This window comes from Modicisalibacter sp. (genome assembly GCF_055145905.1).
The window spans coordinates 57,179-72,923 of record NZ_JBSREH010000001.1; the positions used below are offsets into that span (position 1 = coordinate 57,179).

The window sequence follows — 15,745 nt, forward strand, 5'->3', positions numbered from 1 at the left end:
GCATGACAGCGCCAATGGGCGCTGTCGTTCCCCCCGGTTCAGCCGCTCAGCTGGCGGGCGGCCTCCTCGAGCAGCGCGGCGGTATCCTCCCAGCCCAGGCAGGCATCGGTGATCGACACCCCGTAACGCAGCGCGCCGGACACCAGCGGCTGCTTGCCCTCGGCGAGATGGCCCTCGAGCATCACGCCGATCAGGCCGCTCTCGCCGGCCAGGCGCTGGGCCAGCACGTCGCGCAGTACCTCGGGCTGACGGCGATGATCCTTGGACGAGTTGGCGTGGCTGCAATCCACCAGCATTCTCGCCGGCAGCCCGGCGTCCTCCAGCGCCCGGCGGCTGGCGGCGACGCTGTCGGCCGCATAGTTGGGCCCGTCGTGGCCGCCGCGCAGCACCAGATGAGTGTAGGGATTGCCGGCGGTCTCGCGCATCACCGGGCCACCGTGGGCGTCCATAGCGAAGTGGCGATGGGCATGGGCGGCGGAGCGCATGGCGTCGATCGCCACCCCGATGCCGCCGTCGGTGGCGTTCTTGAAGCCCACCGCCGCCTCGAGGCCGCTGGCCAGCTCACGATGAATCTGCGATTCGGTGGTGCGAGCACCGATCGCCGCCCAGGCGATCAGGTCATCGAAGTAGGCGGCCGCCATCGGCTGCAAAAGCTCCGTGGCCACCGGCAGGCCCAGCGCGGCGATGTCACGCATCAGCCGCCGCGAGATGGCGAGCCCGCCGGCCATGTCGTCACTGCCGTCCAGATGCGGGTCATAGGCGAGCCCCTTCCAGCCCACGGTGGTACGCGGCTTTTCGACGTAGACACGCATCACCAGCAGCAGGCGGTCCTCGACGCGGCGGTTGAGGGCTACCAGATGCTCGGCATAGGCCAGGGCAGCATCCGGATCGTGGATCGAGCAGGGGCCGACCACCACCAGCAGGCGGTCGTCACGGCCTTCGAGGATATCGCGGATCGCCTGGCGCTGCGTGGCGATACGCTCGGCCAGGGGCGGCTCGACGGGCAGCTCGCGACGCAGATCGGCGGGCGTGGGCAAGGCCAGGTGAGACCGGCTCTCGGTAGGGTTGGCGGTGTTCAGGGTCATGGGGGCGTTCATGGCGCTCTCTTGCAGTGGCGCCGCCTCACGGGCGGGCATGGGTACATCGGGACGGTCGTTGGCCACCCATGCTTGCCCGGTCAGAGGTGGCCGACTGCACTGACCGAGCGCCGCTAAATCGCCAATAGCCCCCGCTGCAATAACCGGCCTGGAACGCGTGGTCAGCAAAGGGCTTGCGGGTCATGAGTCAGTCTCCTCGTGAACATGTCGCGGCACCGAGGTGCCAATAAAAAACCCCCGCCGGGTTGCCGACGGGGGTTCTAGGGAGGCAACCCTGGCAGTTCAGGGTGCGCTCGCGGCTCGGCCTACAGGGCCGCGCCGGCGGGCGCACCGCCGGTAAACCAGTACCAATAACCGTAGCCACCACCCACGCGCGCGAACTCGCCGGCGGCCGAAGGCCGGGCAGTCGCAGTAATGCGGGTCAGGTGGCTGGGGGTCATGGTCGTCTCCGAAATCTGGTGAATTCATCCTACACGTTCAGCCGGCGTTGGCAACCCCGGCACACCGCTCACCCCTGTCGCTGCTTCACGGCTCTCTCAGGGGCAGCCGACGCAGCGGCGCCCGACGCACCGGCGCCCGACGCACCGGCGCCCGACGGAAACAACGGATCACGCGGTGCATAGGCGAAGACGTCGGAGTAGACGTGCGCCGGGTCGAGACCGAGCGGGGCCAGGGTGTCGATGCAGGCATAGACCATGCCCGGCGAGCCCGAGAGGTAGACATCGTGGCCGGAGACATCGTCGAGCGAGGCGGCCAGCGCCTCGTCGATGCGCCCGCGGTGGGCGAAGACGCGTTCGCTCTCGAATCCGGGCTCGAGCGGCTCCTCGGTCACGGCATGGAAGGTGAAGTTGGGATAGCGTTCGGCCCACTCGCGGGCCAGGCTCTCGAGGTAGAAATCGCGGCGCTCGCGCACCGCCCACCAGAACTGCACCGGCAGGGCGTCGTCGGCGGCAAAGACCGCCTCGAGCAGCGCCTTCATCTGGGCGAAGCCGGTGCCGGCGGCGATCAACAGCAGCGGCCGGCGGCTGTCGGCGTCGAGCACGCACTCCCCGCCCGGCAGGCGCACGGTGAGCGTGGCGAGGTGCTGCATCAGCTCGCGCAGGCGACGCGAATTGCTGCGCTCCGGCCAGTGCTGGATGTGCAGCTCGATGCTGCCGTCGCCGCGGTGGGCGTTGGCGATCGAGAACGGCACCCAGGTGTCGTCGTCGAGCTTGAGCTCGAGGTACTGCCCCGGCGCGTGGGCCACGGCCTCGGCACGGCCCTCGAGCCGCACACGGAAGACATCGGGAGTGAGATCCTCCACCGATGCCACCTGGAAGGTCAGGGTCCTTGCCGTCATGCTGTCCTCATGTCGATGGAATTCGGGCGCCGGCATTCAGCGGCCCTCATCGGGCAGCGGGATGCCCAGCTCGTTCCAGCGCGCGTCGACCCGGGCCTTGACGCCCGCGTCCATGACGATCGGCTGTCCCCACTCGCGCGTGGTCTCGCCCGGCCACTTGTTGGTCGCGTCGAGCCCCATCTTCGAGCCCAGCCCGGCCACCGGCGAGGCGAAGTCGAGATAGTCGATGGGGGTGTTCTCGACCATCACCGTATCACGCACCGGGTCCATGCGCGTGGTGATCGCCCAGATCACGTCCTCCCAGCGGCGCGCGTCGACATCGTCGTCGAGCACCACCACGAACTTGGTGTACATGAACTGACGCAGGAAGCTCCACACGCCCATCATCACGCGCTTGGCATGCCCCGGATACTGCTTCTTCATGGTCACCACCGCCATGCGGTAGGAGCACCCTTCCGGCGGCAGGTAGAAGTCGACGATCTCCGGGAACTGCTTGCGCAGGATGGGCACGAACACCTCGTTGAGCGCCAGCCCCAGCACCGCCGGCTCGTCGGGCGGCCGGCCGGTGTAGGTCGAGTGATAGATCGGCTCGCGGCGGTGGGTGATGCGCTCGACGGTGAACACCGGGAAGGTCTCGACCTCGTTGTAGTAGCCGGTGTGATCGCCGTAGGGGCCCTCCTCGGCAACATCGTCGGGATAGATGAAGCCCTCCAGGACGATCTCGCTTGAGGCCGGCACCTGCAGGTCCGCATGGCCGCACTTGACCAGCTCGGTGCGCGAGCCTCTCAGCAGCCCGGCGAAGGCGTACTCGGAGAGCGTGTCCGGTACCGGGGTCACCGCGCCGAGGATGGTCGCCGGGTCGGCGCCCAGCGCCACGGCCACCGGGAAGGGCTCGCCGGGATGCGCCTGCTGGAATTCCTGGAAGTCCAGGGCCCCGCCGCGATGGGAGAGCCAGCGCATGATCAGGCGGTTCTTGCCGAGCTTCTGCTGGCGGTAGATGCCCAGGTTCTGGCGCGACTTCTGGGGGCCCCGGGTGACCACCAGCGCCCAGGTCACCAGCGGCGCGGCGTCGCCGGGCCAGCAATGCTGGATGGGGATGCGGTCGAGATCGACGGCCTCGCCCTCGAGCACCACCTCCTGGACCGGCGCGGAGCGCAGCGTCTTGGGCCCCATGCTCATCACCTGACGGAACACCGGCAGCTTGTCGAGGGCATCGCGAAAGCCCCTGGGCGGCTCGGGCTCCTTGAGAAAGGCCAGCAGCTCGCCGACCTCGCGCAGCGCCGCCACACTGTCCTGACCCATGCCCAGCGCCACCCGCCGCGGCGTGCCGAACAGGTTGCCGAGCACCGGCATGGCGTGCCCCTTGACGTTCTCGAACAGCAGCGCCGGCCCGACGGCCCGCAGCGTGCGGTCGCAGATCTCGGTGATCTCCAGGTAGGGGTCGACCTCGGCGGTGACGCGATGCAGTTCGCCCTGTGCCTCGAGGGCCGCGATGAATTCGCGCAAGTCCCTATACTTCATGGGGTTTCTCGTATCCCGAACGACGAAAGGGGCAGCATAGCATGCCGCCCCTCCGCGATGCTGCGCCAGGCCGCCATGAACTCGAACACTCCGTGCATCCGATAAACCGCCACGGCGCCACGCCGAGCGAAACCCTGAGACTTCACTCGCGGCCTGCGCGTCGCGGTACAACATAATCCCTCACGGGTACCGCTCGCCCGCCATCCCTGGCGGGCGCCGCGCGCCGGCTTCGCTCAGTCGCAGCGCTCGGCTAGAGGCTTCTGTGGCGGCTTACCGGGCTTTCGAATACATGGGTGTTGCGAGCAGGCAGAATCAGCGCCGCTTCATGGCCTCGAAGAACTCGATATTGGTCTTGGTATCCTTCAGGCGATCGATCAGGAACTCGGTGGCCGCGGTGTCCTCCATCGGGTTGAGCAGCTTGCGCAGGATCCACATGCGCTGCATCTCGTCCTCGGAGGCGATCAGGTCCTCGCGACGGGTGCCGGAGCGGCGGATGTTGATCGCCGGATAGACGCGCTTCTCGGCCAGCTTGCGGTCGAGGTGCGCCTCCATGTTGCCGGTGCCCTTGAACTCCTCGAAGATCACCTCGTCCATCTTCGAGCCGGTATCGACCAGCGCGGTGGCGATGATGGTCAGGCTGCCGCCCTCCTCGATGTTGCGCGCCGCGCCGAAGAAGCGCTTGGGCTTCTCCAGGGCGTGGGCGTCGACACCGCCGGTGAGCACCTTGCCGGAGGACGGCACCACGGTGTTGTAGGCACGCGCCAGGCGGGTGATGGAGTCGAGCAGGATCACCACGTCCTTCTTGTGCTCGACCAGGCGCTTGGCCTTCTCGATCACCATCTCGGCGACCTGGACGTGGCGCGCGGGCGGCTCGTCGAAGGTCGAGGCCACCACCTCGCCGCGCACCGTGCGCGACATCTCGGTCACCTCTTCCGGACGCTCGTCGATCAGCAGCACGATCAGGTGGCATTCGGGATTGTTGCGGGTGATGGAGGTGGCGATGTTCTGCAGCATCAGCGTCTTGCCGGCCTTGGGGGGCGAGACGATCAGGCCGCGCTGGCCCTTGCCGATGGGCGCGGTCAGGTCGATGATGCGGGCGGTGAGATCCTCGGTGGAGCCGTTGCCCATCTCCATCACCAGGCGTTCCTGGGGGAACAGCGGCGTGAGGTTCTCGAAGAGGATCTTGTGCTTGGCGTTTTCCGGCTTGTCGAAGTTGATCTGGTTGACCTTCAACAGCGCGAAGTAACGCTCGCCTTCCTTGGGCGGACGAATCTTGCCCGAGATCGAGTCGCCCTTGCGCAGGTTGAAGCGGCGAATCTGCGAGGGCGAGACGTAGATGTCGTCGGGCCCGGCCAGATAGGAGCTGTCGGCGCTGCGCAGGAAGCCGAAACCGTCCTGGAGGATTTCCAGGACACCATCGCCGTAGATGTCCTCGCCGCTCTTGGCGTGCTTCTTGAGGATGGCGAAGATGATGTCCTGCTTGCGGGAGCGGGCCAGATTGTCGATGCCCATCTGCTGGGCGATCTCCAGCAGCTCCGGAACGGTCTTTTGCTTGAGTTCGGTTAGATTCATCGTTTGTTCAGAAGTAGCTCGTGTCAGCGTGGCCGCTTGCGGGCCGATGGGACAGGAGGCGGAGACAGTGCGCCGCGCGGTGCGTTCAGTGCCCGTCGAGCCTCTCGCGGATAGGACCCTCGCATGGCGGCTCCTGGCGGAGAACCATGGACACTATCGATATCGAGGGAGGCGCTGTTCCCTTCGCCTGGTTGATGTTCCTGACTTTCCTTGGTCCCTGACGTTGCCTGGCAACCGGGATCGTCCCGGGATCTACACAACCGATGACAGGGGATGAACAGCGGGCTTTCTGACGACTTGGCATGACCGCGTCGGTGGCACCGGGCGACGGTCGGGAAGCTTTCGGAACAGGCGAACGACTCGATGTTAGTGAAGCCCGGCGGTAAACGCAAGTCCCGCCAGGGCCGGATTCATCGCTCCCGGGCGCTGTCGAGCAGCTGCCGGAGCTGATCGTCGTCGAGTGCTCCGACCCGGGTGGCCACCAGGTCACCGTCGACGAAGAGCATCAGCGTGGGCATGCCGCGCACGCCGTACTTGCGCGCCAGCTCCGGTGCCTCGTCGACCTCCACCTGATAGGTCGCGAGAGGCGTCGGCTGGCGCTCGAGGGCCCGCGCCAGACGCGGCAGCAGGATCGAGCAGGGTTCGCACCAGTCGGCGACGAACACCACCAGCAGGGTGTCATGATCGGCGAGGCGCGCCTCGAGCGTGTCGCCGGAGATCGTTTCGAACGTGGTTTCGGCCATGGCCCATCCTTGTTGACGCATGCCGTCACGCGACGGCGGTTTTCCCTATTGGACGTCCCCGGCCGGCGATTGACAAGCCATGAGCGCCCCCGCAACCTTGCGCTAATCGTGCATCGACAGGGAAATCCCATGAGCAGGACGCCCGCCGCCCAGGCCCCGCAGCGCCTGGCCGCCATCGACCTGGGATCCAACAGCTTCCACCTGCTGGTGGCCAACCGGCTCGGCGATCACCTGCAGGTGGTCGCCAAGCAGGGTGAAAAGGTCCAGCTGGCCGCCGGCCTCGGCGACGACGATCACCTCGACGAGCCGGCCATCCAGCGCGCGCTGGACTGTCTGGCCCGCTTCGCCCCCTTCGTCGAGGGCATCCCGGCCGACGCCATGCGCGTCGTGGGCACCAACGCCCTGCGCGCCGCCGCCAACAGCCGCGACTTCATCGAACGCGCCGAACGCGTGCTGGGCCACGAGATCGAGATCATCGCCGGCCGCGAGGAGGCCCGACTGATCTACCTGGGGGCCGCCCACGCCCTGGCCGACGTCCACGGCCGGCGGCTGATCGTCGACATCGGTGGCGGCTCCACGGAGTTCATCATCGGTGAACGCTTCGAGCCCGAGGCCCTGGAAAGCCTGCACATGGGCTGCGTGGCCTACACCCGACGCTTCTTCGCCGACGACCAGATCACCGAGAAACGCTTCCGCCAGGCCGAACTGGCGGCACTCTCGGAACTGGCCAACATCCGCCGCCACTACCTCGCCCTGGGCTGGTCGGACCCGATCGGCTCGAGCGGCACCATCAAGGCGGCGGCCGCGGTGATCGCCGCCGCCGGCGACGCACCCGAGGGCACCATCACCCGTGAGGGCCTGGCGCGGTTGCGCAAGCGCCTGATCAAGTGCAAGCACCTCGACCGCGTCGAGATGGCCGGCCTCAAGGCCGACCGGGCCCGAGTCTTCCCGGCGGGCATCGCCATTCTCTGCGCGATTTTCGAAGCCTTCGAGCTCGAGCACATGCGCTTCGCCGACGGCGCCCTGCGCGAAGGCGTGCTCTACGACCTGATCGGCCGCAACAGCGCCGAGGACCCGCGCCTGCCGGCCCTGAACGGCCTGACCCGCCGTTACGGGGTGGACCATCGTCAGGCCACCAACGTCGCCGCCAGCGCCGCCAGCGCCTTCGATCAGGTCCGTGACGCCTGGCAGCTCAGCGAGACGATACGCCCCTTCCTGCTGTGGGCCGCCGAGCTTCACGAGATCGGCCTGGCGGTCTCCCACAGCCAGTTCCATCGCCACGGCGCCTACCTGCTGGAAAACGCCGACCTGCCCGGCTTCTCGCGCCCCGAGCAGCAGCTGCTGGCGTTTCTGGTCCGCGCCCATCGCCGCAAGTTCGCAGTCAAGGAGCTCGAGGCCCTGCCACCGGCCTATCAGCGCCGCGCCACGCGTCTGGCAAGGCTGCTGAGGCTCGCCGTGGTGCTCAATCACTCGCGCCCGGAACACCCGCCGACGACCTTCCAGCTGCAGGCGGAAGGCGACGCCCTGCTGATGATGCTGCCGGATGCACTGGCCGAACAGTCGCTGCTGCTGACCGACCTCGAGCAGGAGATCGCCTACCAGCGCGCCGTCGGCTTTCGCCTGGCCGTGGATCCGCTCACCCTCGAGATCTAGACTCCAGGACCCTGGCGCCAGCCTTCCGCCACGGCCACCCCCAGCACGGCGACCAGGGTGTCGCCGTGCCAGGCCAGCAATTGGCGCTCACGCCGCCAGGGCGGTACTCCGGCCTCCTGGAGCAGCCGCTTGACGTCGCGCCGCCCACGTCCGGCAACACGCAGACTCTCACCGCCCCGGCGCACGGTAAGCGTCAGCGCGACCGGCTCCCCCGTCTCGCAGGCCAGCCTCCAGTCGACGTACACCCCGGGCTGCGCTTCCGTCGCGCCCACCCGGCCCGGCTGGCCGTTCCAGGACGCACTCCAACCCGCCGGCAGCGGCTCGATGGGAGTCTGGAGATAGAGCGCCCCACGCCAGCGCCGCCCCTCGCCACCTGCCCAGCTCACGTGCACGGCGGCATCTTCCCGCGCCGCGAGCTGCCCGAGCAGCGTTTCGAGACGTACCGCCGGTGGCGTGGGCAGCGCCAGGCGCCGGCAGGCGTGGCGCACCAGCAGCCGCTGGCGCGGACGCGACAGGGCGACCAGCGCGGCGACGTCGAGTCGCGCCGGGTCACCGCCGGCAGCGGCCAGGTCGATCGCGGCCAGGTCGTCGAGCAGGGCATCGGCCTCCCCGGCGCGACGTGCCGCTTCGCCCAGCGAGCGCGCGGCACCGGGCCAGCGCGCCGCCAGCACGGGCAGCACGCAATGCCGCAGATAGTTGCGGTCGAGCGAGGTATCCGTGTTGGAGGGGTCATCGCACCAGCTCAGACCCAACTCGGCAGCGGCCGCCTCGAGCCGAGCCCGGCCAAGCCCCAGCAGTGGCCGCACCAAGTGTCGCCCTCGCCAGTCGCGACACTCGGGCATCGCCCCCAGCCCGCGTACCCCGCTGCCGCGCAACGCGGCGAGCAGGAAGGTCTCGGCCTGGTCGTCGGCGTGCTGGGCCAGCCACAGCGTCTCGCCCGGCGCCACCCGCTTGGCGAACGCCGCATAGCGCGCCTCGCGGGCCGCCGCCTCCAGCCCCCGGCCCACGGATTCGACCGCGACCGACTCGACGAACAGCGGGATGCCGTGGCGCGAGCAGGACCACCGGCAGTGACGCACGAAATCGGCGGCGGCGGACTGCAGCCCGTGGTCGACGTGCAGGGCATGGATGGGGCGCGGATGACGCCGCGCGGCATCGGCGACGAGCGCCAGCAGCAGGCAGGAATCGAGACCGCCGGACAGCGCCACCCAGACGACACGCCCCGGCGGGGTCTCCGCCAGGGCGTCATCGATCACGGCTTGCAGCGACATGAGGCCCTTATGCTGGCGCCCCATAGCTCATGAGCCTTTCATACCGCCGCGCCAGCAGCGCCTCGGTGTCCATGCTGCCCAGCCGGTCGAGACTCCCGAGCAACGATTCCTTGAGCCGGTCGGCGGTGGTCTGCGGATGGCGATGCGCCCCGCCCAGCGGTTCCCCGACCAGGTTGTCGACGAAGCCCAGTTCCTTGAGACGCTCGGCGGTGATGCCCATGGCCTGGGCTGCCTCGGAGGCCTTCTCGGCGCTCTTCCACAGAATCGAGGCACAACCCTCGGGCGAGATCACCGAGTAGGTGGAATACTGCAGCATGGTCAGCTCGTCGCACACGCCGATCGCCAGCGCGCCGCCGGAGCCACCCTCGCCGACCACGGTGGCAACGATCGGTGTCTTCAGGCGCGACATCACCGCCAGGTTGTAGGCGATCGCCTCGCTCTGGCCGCGTTCCTCGGCGTCGATGCCCGGATAGGCTCCCGGGGTGTCGATGAAGGTCAGCACCGGCATCCTGAAACGCTCGGCCATCTCCATCAGGCGACAGGCCTTGCGGTAGCCTTCGGGGCGCGGCATGCCGAAGTTGCGACGCACCTTTTCCTTGACGTCGCGGCCCTTCTGGTGACCGATGATCATCACCGGCTTGTCGTCGAGCCGGGCGACACCGCCGACGATCGCCGCGTCGTCGGCGAAGTGGCGATCGCCGTGCAGCTCGTCGAAGTCGCTGAAGATCATCTCGAGGTAGTCGAGGGTGTAAGGGCGCTGCGGGTGACGGGAAAGCTGCGAGACCTGCCAGGCGGACAGGTCGCGGAAGATCGACTCGGTGAGCTTCTTGCTCTTCTCCTCGAGCTTGGCGATCTCGTCGCTGATGTTGATCTTGCTGTCGTTGCCGACCAGCCGCAGCTCCTCGATCTTGGCCTGCAGTTCGGCAATCGGCTGTTCGAAGTCCAGATAGTTGGGATTCATAGCGCTTCAGCTTCTTGAAGTAGGCACGGCCAGCCTGGCGGCACGGCTGTCATGCGACGATGGGCGTGCAATGACCGGGCATTATCGCAGCTTGACGAGCGCACGCAAGACAACCGCTCGGCCGGACCCGGCTAAGGATGAATAGTGACCAGAAGGCAAACACCCTGCTCGGAGGGTGTTTGCCAATTCGGGGAGCGCAGGCATGGTGTAAATACCCTCTCAGCCACGGTACTTGAGCCGGATGCCATCCTGCCCCTCGACATCGCGCAGCGCGGCGAGCAGCTCGTCGGCGGGCGCCACCTTCCACTCGCTGCCCAGCTCCAGCCAGCCGCTGGCGGCGGCGTTGCGATAACGCACGCGCACCGGCAGGCCGGCCTCGTTGCGCCACGGCGTGAGACTGTCGCGCAGGGTGGCGATGAAGCGGCCGTTGCAGCTCGAGCCGTCGACCGACAGCTCCACGGCCTCGCCGTAGCGGCTGCGCGCGTCGACCATGGCGGTCACCTCCTTGCCGCGCAGGCGCAGGCCGCCGGAGTAGTCGTCGCTCTGCACCTCGCCCTCGACGATCAGCACCTGGTCGGTATCCAGACGGCCGCGGACCTGGTCGAACAGCTCGCCGAACAGCGAGGCCTCGATGCGCCCGGTGCGATCATCCAGGGTGACGAAGGCCATGGTGTCGCCGCGCTTGGACTTCATGGTGCGCATGGCCACCACCAGCCCGGCGACCCGCTGCGGCTCACGTGACGGCTTGAGGTCGCGGACCCGTGTCGACACGAAGCGCGCCAGTTCCTGCTCGTACTCGTCGATCGGATGCCCGGTCAGGTAGAGCCCCAGGGTGTCCTTCTCGCCGGCCAGGCGCTCCTTGTCGCTCCAGTCGCGGACCCGATGGTAGTCGGCATAGACATCGCCGGCCTCGGGTTCGCTGAACGCCTCGCCGAACATGTCCATCATGCCCAGGTTGGCGTTGGTGGTGCTCTGCTGCGCCGCCTTGATGGCGTCGTCCAGCGCGGCGGCCAGCACCGCCCGGCTCGGCCCCAGGGTGTCCACGGCGCCGGACCGGATCAGTGCCTCCAGGGTACGCTTGTTCATGCGCTTGGCGTCGACCCGACGGCAGAAGTCGAACAGGTCGGCGAAGGCGCCGCCCTCGGTGCGCGCCTCGACGATCGCCTCGATCGGCCCCTCGCCGACGCCGCGGATCGCCCCCAGGCCATAGACCACGCGCCCCTGTTCGTCGACGGTGAACTTGTAGCCACCGACGTTGACGTCGGGCGGGGTCACCGTCAGGCCCAGGTTGCGGCATTCCTCGATCAGCGGCACCACCTTGTCGAGGTTGTCCATGTCGGTGGACAGCACCGCGGCCATGAAGGGCCCGGGGTAATGCGCCTTGAGCCAGGCGGTCTGGTACGAGACCAGGCCGTAGGCCGCCGAGTGCGACTTGTTGAAGCCGTAGCCGGCAAACTTCTCCACTAGGTCGAAGAGGTTGCCCGCCAGATCCTTGTCGATGCCGTTGGCCGCGCAGCCCTCCATGAAACCGACGCGCTGCTTGGCCATCTCCTCGGGCTTCTTCTTGCCCATCGCGCGGCGCAGCATGTCGGCCTGCCCCAGGCTGTAGCCGGCCAGCACCTGGGCGATCTGCATGACCTGCTCCTGGTAGAGGATCACGCCGTAGGTGGGCTCGAGGACCGGCTTGAGCAGCTCATGCTGGTAGTCGGGATGCGGGAAGGCCAGCTCGGCGCGGCCGTGCTTGCGGTTGATGAAGTCATCGACCATCCCCGACTGCAGCGGCCCCGGACGGAACAGCGCCACCAGGGCGATCATGTCCTCCAGCGAGTCGGGCTGCAGGCGCTTGATCAGCTCCTTCATGCCGCGGGATTCGAGCTGGAACACCGCCGTGGTCTCGGCCTTCTTGAGCATGTCGAAGGTCGGCACGTCGTCGAGCGGGATGGTGTTGATGTCGAGCGGGCCCTGCCCCTGGCGCGCACGCACGGCATCGACCATCTCCAGCGCCCAGTCGATGATGGTCAGGGTGCGCAGGCCGAGGAAGTCGAACTTGACCAGCCCGGCATCCTCGATGTCGTTCTTGTCGAACTGCACCACCAGGCCGCTGCCGTCCGGCTCGCAGAGCAGCGGCGAGAAGTCGGTGAGCCGGGTCGGCGCGATCACCACCCCGCCGGCGTGCTTGCCGGTGCCGCGGGTGATGCCCTCGAGCTTGAGCGCCATGTCCCAGATCTCCTGGGCCTCCTCGTCACCGGCGAGGAAGTCGCGCAGCGCCTCCTCCTGCTCGTGGGCCTTGGCCAGCGTCATGCCGACCTCGAAGGGAATCAGCTTGGAGAGCTTGTCGCCCAGCGAGTAGGGCTTGCCCTGGGCACGCGCCACGTCGCGCACCACCGCCTTGGCGGCCATGGTGCCGAAGGTGACGATCTGCGAGACGGCGTCGCGGCCGTAGCGCTCGGCGACGTAGTCGATCACCCGGTCGCGCTTCTCCATGCAGAAGTCGACGTCGAAGTCGGGCATCGACACGCGCTCGGGATTGAGGAAGCGCTCGAACAGCAGGTCGTATTCCAGCGGGTCCAGATCGGTGATCTTGAGCGCATAGGCGACCAGCGAGCCGGCCCCCGAGCCACGCCCCGGCCCCACCGGGATGTCGTTGTCCTTGGCCCACTGGATGAAGTCCATCACGATCAGGAAGTAGCCGGGAAAGCCCATCTTGATGATGATGTCGAGCTCGAAGTCGAGGCGCTCGCGGTAGGCCGCCTCGTGATCGGCGCGGCGGCGATCCGGATAGATGGCGTCGTCGCCGTCGAACAGCTGGGTCAGGCGCTCGCCGAGGCCGTCGTGGGAGAGCTGGCGGAAGAACTCGTCGAGGGTCATGCCCTCGGGTACCGGGAACTCGGGCAGGAAGATCTCGCCGAGGCGCACGTCGACGCTGCAGCGCGCGGCGATCATCACCGTGTTCTCGAGCGCCTCGGGGATGTCGGCGAACAGCTCGGCCATCTCCTGGGGGCTCTTGAGGTACTGCTCCTCGCTGTACTTGCGCTCGCGGCGCGGGTCGTCGAGCGCCTTGCCCTCGCCGATCGACACCCGGGTCTCGTGGGCCCAGAAGTCCTCGCGGGTCAGAAAGCGCACGTCGTTGGTCGCCACCACCGGCGTGCCGGTCTCGGCGGCGAGGTCGACCGACAGGTGAACACATTCCTCGTCGTACTGGCGACCGGTGCGCTGCAGCTCGAGATAGAAGCGCCCGGGGAAGTGGCGCTGCCACTCGGCGAGCAGTTCGCGGGCCTCGTCGCCGTGCTCGGCGAGCAGGAAGCGGCCGACCTCCCCCTCCCGGGCGCCGGACAGCGCGATCAGCCCGTCGCTCTGGGCGAAGATCCAGGCCTTCTTGAGCAGCGCGCTGCCCTGGCGCTGGCCTTCCTGCCAGCCCCGCGAGATCAGCTCGGTGAGGTTGCGATAGCCGACGTCGTTCATCGCCAGCAGCGTCAGCCGGTAGGGATGGCTCTCGTCGAACGGGTTCTCGAGCCACAGGTCGGCGCCGATGACCGGCTTGAGACCGGCGCCCAGCGCCGCCTTGTAGCTCTTGACCAGGCCGAACAGGTTGGCCTCGTCGGTCACCGCCAGGGCCGGCATGCCCGCCTCGGCGGTCGCGCTCACCAACGGCTTGAGGCGCACCAGGCCATCGACGAGGGAGTATTCGCTGTGCACGCGCAGATGAACGAAGGGAGTCGTCATGTCGCTCTCGTGATGGTTGTCGGGCGGCAGCGGCCGCCGCGTCAGAAGAGATCCAGCTGGCGTTTCACCGGAGCGAAGGAGCGGCGGTGCTCGGGCAGCGGCCCGAGGCGCTCCAGCGCCGCCAGGTGTTCCGGGGTCGGGTAGCCCTTGTGGCGGGCGAAACCGTACTCGGGGAAGCGCGCATCGAGGGCGACCATCTGCGCATCGCGAGCCACCTTGGCGAGGATCGATGCGGCACCGATGGCCGGATGACGGGCGTCGCCCTTGACCACCGCCTGGCCGGGAACATGATGCCCGGGCAGGCGATTGCCGTCCACCAGCAGGTATTCGGCCGCCGGCGTCAGGGCGTCGATCGCCCGGCGCATCGCCAGGTGGGTGGCATGGTAGATGTTGAACTCGTCGACCTCGGCCGGCGTGGCCTCGGCCACGGCGAAGGCCAGCGCCCGCTCGCGGATCGCCGCGTCCAGCGCCCGGCGACGCGTCTCGCTGAGCGCCTTGGAGTCGCCCAGCCCGTCGATCGGCCGCTGCGGGTCGAGGATCACCGCGGCGGCGACCACCGCGCCCGCCAGCGGGCCGCGCCCCACTTCGTCGACCCCGGCCAGCCGCTCGCCGGTGTAGTCGAGGACGATCTCGGCACTGCCCCGATAACCGGCGATGACATGGCGTCCTGCGACCGTGCTCATGAGGTCTCCCCGGGCAGCGCCACCGGCGCCTCGGGCAGCGGCCGGCGCTCAGCCACCGCCAGTACCGCCTCGGCGGCGCGCTCGCTGGCGCCGCGCTGCAGCCCGGCGTGCAGGGTGGCAAAGCGCTGCTCCAGCGCCGCGCGCGAGGCCGGCTCGCACAGCCAGGGACGCAGGTGCTCGCCGATCGCCGTCGGCGTGGCGGCCTCCTGGATCAGCTCGGGCACCAGCGTCTCGCGGGCGATCAGGTTGGGCAGCGAGATCCACGTCGTCCTGACCAGCCGACGGGCCAGCCAGTGGGTGGTCGGCGCCATGCGGTAGGCGACCACCATCGGCCGGTGACAGAGCATCGCCTCCAGGGCCGCGGTCCCCGAGGTCAGCAGTACCGCATCGCTGGCCACCATCGCCTCCCGCGAGCGGCCGTCGAGCAGCCGGGTTCGTGCCTGCAGGCCGGGATGGGCCGCGAGCAGCGCCTCGAGCTCGCGCCGGCGTTCCGGCGAGGCCGCGGGAATCACCAGTTCGAGCCCGTCGACCGTGGCCAGCAGCCGTTCGGCGGCCGCCAGGAAGGTCGGGCCCATGAAGCGGATCTCGTTGCCGCGCGAGCCAGGAAGAATGGCCAGCACCGGCGTCTCGGTGGGCAGCTCCAGCGCCGCACGGGCCGCGGCCCGGTCGTTGACCAGCGGCAGCTCGTCGGCCAGCGGATGACCGACGAAGGCCACCGGCACCCGATGCTGGCGGTAGAAGCTCGCCTCGAACGGCAGGAAGGTGAGCATGGCGTCCACCGCCCGGGCGATACCCTTGATCCGCCCCTGCCGCCAGGCCCACACCGAGGGGCTGACGTAATGCACGGTGGGCACCCCCGCCTCGCGCAGCTGACGCTCGAGGCCCAGGTTGAAGTCGGGGGCGTCGATGCCGACCATCACGTCGGGTCGCCAGGCCAGGGCGTCGTGGCGCAGGTGGCGACGGACCTTCACCAGCCCGGGCAGGTGCCTGAGCACCTCGACCAGCCCCATCACCGACAGCGTCTCCAGCGGGTAGAGGCTCTCCAGGCCCTCGGCGATCATGCGAGGGCCGCCGATGCCGCGGAACTCGGCCTCGGGATGGCGGGCCTTGAGCGCGCGCATCAGCCCGGCGCCGAGCAGGTCCCCGGAGAGTTCGCCGGCGATCAGGTAGACGCGCATCGGC

The 15,745-nt window shown here is 68.6% G+C and carries 11 protein-coding genes; 1 reads left to right on the forward strand and 10 read right to left on the reverse strand.

The genetic code is table 11. The features are described from left to right. Positions 1–38 precede the first annotated feature (38 nt). The 5 genes from ACTCB7_RS00265 to ACTCB7_RS00285 all read right to left on the reverse strand — a co-directional run bounded on the left by ACTCB7_RS00265 (position 39) and on the right by ACTCB7_RS00285 (position 6,272). A complete protein-coding gene (locus tag ACTCB7_RS00265; protein ID WP_463005153.1) occupies positions 39–1,097 on the reverse strand; it encodes a 3-deoxy-7-phosphoheptulonate synthase in 1,059 nt (352 codons plus the stop codon). 508 nt (positions 1,098–1,605) lie between these two features. Further along, positions 1,606–2,436 carry an NAD(P)H-flavin reductase gene (locus ACTCB7_RS00270; protein WP_463005154.1) on the reverse strand — a complete coding sequence of 277 codons (831 nt, stop codon included), beginning with the start codon at positions 2,434–2,436 and terminating at the stop codon, positions 1,606–1,608. Between the two features lie 36 nt (positions 2,437–2,472). Continuing rightward, entirely contained in the window at positions 2,473–3,957 is a 1,485-nt protein-coding gene (gene ubiD / locus ACTCB7_RS00275) for a 4-hydroxy-3-polyprenylbenzoate decarboxylase (protein WP_463005155.1), read from the reverse strand. A gap of 312 nt (positions 3,958–4,269) precedes the next feature. Continuing rightward, the gene (gene rho, locus ACTCB7_RS00280) at positions 4,270–5,529 is read right to left on the reverse strand and encodes a transcription termination factor Rho (protein ID WP_224420646.1); all 1,260 of its coding nucleotides are present in this window, start codon (positions 5,527–5,529) and stop codon (positions 4,270–4,272) included. Between the two features lie 410 nt (positions 5,530–5,939). Beyond that, positions 5,940–6,272 carry a thioredoxin family protein gene (locus ACTCB7_RS00285; RefSeq protein WP_463005156.1) on the reverse strand — a complete coding sequence of 111 codons (333 nt, stop codon included), beginning with the start codon at positions 6,270–6,272 and terminating at the stop codon, positions 5,940–5,942. Between the two features lie 129 nt (positions 6,273–6,401). Here ACTCB7_RS00285 and ppx point away from each other — a divergent pair, with 129 nt between their 5' ends. Further along, positions 6,402–7,925 carry an exopolyphosphatase gene (gene ppx, locus ACTCB7_RS00290; protein WP_224415707.1) on the forward strand — a complete coding sequence of 508 codons (1,524 nt, stop codon included), beginning with the start codon at positions 6,402–6,404 and terminating at the stop codon, positions 7,923–7,925. Here the strand turns inward: ppx and tilS are convergent. The 5 genes from tilS to lpxB form a co-directional block, all read right to left on the reverse strand. Then, positions 7,922–9,196 carry a tRNA lysidine(34) synthetase TilS gene (gene tilS / locus ACTCB7_RS00295; RefSeq protein WP_240464746.1) on the reverse strand — a complete coding sequence of 425 codons (1,275 nt, stop codon included), beginning with the start codon at positions 9,194–9,196 and terminating at the stop codon, positions 7,922–7,924. The two genes, ppx and tilS, sit on opposite strands and share 4 nt — an antisense overlap. Positions 9,197–9,203: 7 nt before the next feature. Further along, a complete protein-coding gene (accA, locus tag ACTCB7_RS00300; protein ID WP_163650017.1) occupies positions 9,204–10,157 on the reverse strand; it encodes an acetyl-CoA carboxylase carboxyl transferase subunit alpha in 954 nt (317 codons plus the stop codon). Positions 10,158–10,376: 219 nt separating this feature from the next. After that, a complete protein-coding gene (gene dnaE / locus ACTCB7_RS00305; protein ID WP_463005157.1) occupies positions 10,377–13,880 on the reverse strand; it encodes a DNA polymerase III subunit alpha in 3,504 nt (1,167 codons plus the stop codon). A gap of 41 nt (positions 13,881–13,921) precedes the next feature. After that, a complete protein-coding gene (gene rnhB / locus ACTCB7_RS00310; protein WP_224415711.1) occupies positions 13,922–14,563 on the reverse strand; it encodes a ribonuclease HII in 642 nt (213 codons plus the stop codon). Then, complete coding sequence (gene lpxB / locus ACTCB7_RS00315; RefSeq protein WP_463005158.1) at positions 14,560–15,741, reverse strand: lipid-A-disaccharide synthase; 1,182 nt, start codon at positions 15,739–15,741, stop codon at positions 14,560–14,562. The genes rnhB and lpxB overlap by 4 nt, the downstream gene beginning before the upstream one ends. Positions 15,742–15,745 lie beyond the last annotated feature (4 nt).

What these genes read in the sequence shown, in the direction of transcription:
- ACTCB7_RS00265 (WP_463005153.1), bottom strand. Translation starts at nt 1,097, where the DNA reads ATGAACGCCCCCATGACCCTGAACACCGCCAACCCTACCGAGAGCCGG.
- ACTCB7_RS00270 (WP_463005154.1), bottom strand. Translation starts at nt 2,436, where the DNA reads ATGACGGCAAGGACCCTGACCTTCCAGGTGGCATCGGTGGAGGATCTC.
- ubiD (WP_463005155.1), bottom strand. Translation starts at nt 3,957, where the DNA reads ATGAAGTATAGGGACTTGCGCGAATTCATCGCGGCCCTCGAGGCACAG.
- rho (WP_224420646.1), bottom strand. Translation starts at nt 5,529, where the DNA reads ATGAATCTAACCGAACTCAAGCAAAAGACCGTTCCGGAGCTGCTGGAG.
- ACTCB7_RS00285 (WP_463005156.1), bottom strand. Translation starts at nt 6,272, where the DNA reads ATGGCCGAAACCACGTTCGAAACGATCTCCGGCGACACGCTCGAGGCG.
- ppx (WP_224415707.1), top strand. Translation starts at nt 6,402, where the DNA reads ATGAGCAGGACGCCCGCCGCCCAGGCCCCGCAGCGCCTGGCCGCCATC.
- tilS (WP_240464746.1), bottom strand. Translation starts at nt 9,196, where the DNA reads ATGTCGCTGCAAGCCGTGATCGATGACGCCCTGGCGGAGACCCCGCCG.
- accA (WP_163650017.1), bottom strand. Translation starts at nt 10,157, where the DNA reads ATGAATCCCAACTATCTGGACTTCGAACAGCCGATTGCCGAACTGCAG.
- dnaE (WP_463005157.1), bottom strand. Translation starts at nt 13,880, where the DNA reads ATGACGACTCCCTTCGTTCATCTGCGCGTGCACAGCGAATACTCCCTC.
- rnhB (WP_224415711.1), bottom strand. Translation starts at nt 14,563, where the DNA reads ATGAGCACGGTCGCAGGACGCCATGTCATCGCCGGTTATCGGGGCAGT.
- lpxB (WP_463005158.1), bottom strand. Translation starts at nt 15,741, where the DNA reads ATGCGCGTCTACCTGATCGCCGGCGAACTCTCCGGGGACCTGCTCGGC.